The organism is Micromonospora sp. NPDC052213, assembly GCF_040679695.1.
Taxonomy (GTDB): Bacteria; Actinomycetota; Actinomycetes; order Mycobacteriales; family Micromonosporaceae; genus Micromonospora.
This window is the reverse complement of the sequence record NZ_JBFAVI010000376.1, coordinates 1-1197: the sequence shown is the minus strand read 5'-3', so window position 1 is coordinate 1197 and position 1197 is coordinate 1. Positions and strand designations below refer to the sequence as shown.

Sequence of the window (1197 nt, the reverse complement as noted above, 5' to 3'; positions counted from 1 at the left end):
CGGGTCGTCGGCCGCCACCCGCAGCTCCCCGGTTCGGTCGCATCGACAGCTGTTGTCGGACCCGCTCGCTAGCATTGCCGCGATCGCCGACGAGAGGGGTGCGCCGTGGACCAGAGCGACCTCACGACGTTCGTGGACCGGGACCTGCAAGGCGCGCGCTTCACCAGGTCGACGCTGGCCGGCGCGGTGATGCGCGGCGTCGACGTGCGCGGGCTCGACATCGACGCGCCGTGGCTCACCGACGGCACGCTGCTGGTCAACGGTGTCGACGTCGTGCCGCTCGTCGAGGCCGAACTCAACCGGCGGTTCCCCGGGCGCGAGCTGAGGCGTGCCGAGGATCCCGACGGCCTGCGCGCGGCGTGGGCGGCGCTCGAACGAGCCTGGGCGGCCGCGGTCGACCGGGTCGTGTCCATGCCCGAGGGTGCCGCCGACATCTCGATCGACGGCGAGTGGTCGTTCGCGCAGACCCTGCGCCACCTCGCGTTCGCCACCGACGCCTGGCTCGGCAAGGCGATCCTGCGCCTGCCGCAGCCCTTCCATCCGCTCGGGCAGCCGCACGCCGAGTACGAGACGGACGGACTCGACATGTCGATCTTCCCCGCGGCGCGGCCGAGTCTCGCCCAGGTGCTCGATCTGCGCGCCGAGCGGCAGGCCATGGTGCGGGACTTCCTCACGGGCGTCACTCCGGAGCTGCTCACCGAGCCTCGGCCGTCAGCCTGGTCACCCGAACACGAGAAGCCGGTCCTGCACTGCCTCCACGTCATCTTCGACGAGGAGTGGGAACACCTCCGCTTCGCGGTGCGCGACCTGGACGCGCAGGCGTAGCGTCCGGTGTCCACGTGGACCGGCCCCGCATCGGAGGCCTCGGCGGACGGATCTCCCAAGGCGCGCATCGTCACCGGGTTGCTGTGCGACGGCAACCGGATACTCCTGTGCCACCGCTCTCCCCTGCGTCGTGTGCTGCCCGACGTCTGGGACCTGCCCGGCGGGCACGTCGAACCCGGGGAACCGCCCAGTGTCGCACTTGCTCGTGAGCTCCGAGAGGAACTGGGCGTCGACGCGGCGTTGCCGTCGGGTCCACCAGTGCACGAGGTTCACGCCGACACGTTCTCCATGCGGATCTGGCTGGTCGAAGCGTGGACGGGGTATCCGGCCAACCTCGCGCCGGAGGAACACGACGCCATCGGCTGGTTCACC

General features: G+C 71.1%; 2 protein-coding genes. Both read left to right on the top strand.

Annotated elements, in window-relative coordinates; genetic code table 11:
* Positions 1–105: 105 nt before the first annotated feature.
* A complete protein-coding gene (locus tag AB0L34_RS34100) occupies positions 106–825 on the top strand; it encodes a DinB family protein (RefSeq protein WP_233514817.1) in 720 nt (239 codons plus the stop codon).
* 6 nt (positions 826–831) lie between these two features.
* On the top strand, positions 832–1197 hold a 366-nt coding region (locus AB0L34_RS34095; protein WP_363709801.1), incomplete at its 3' end, for an NUDIX hydrolase.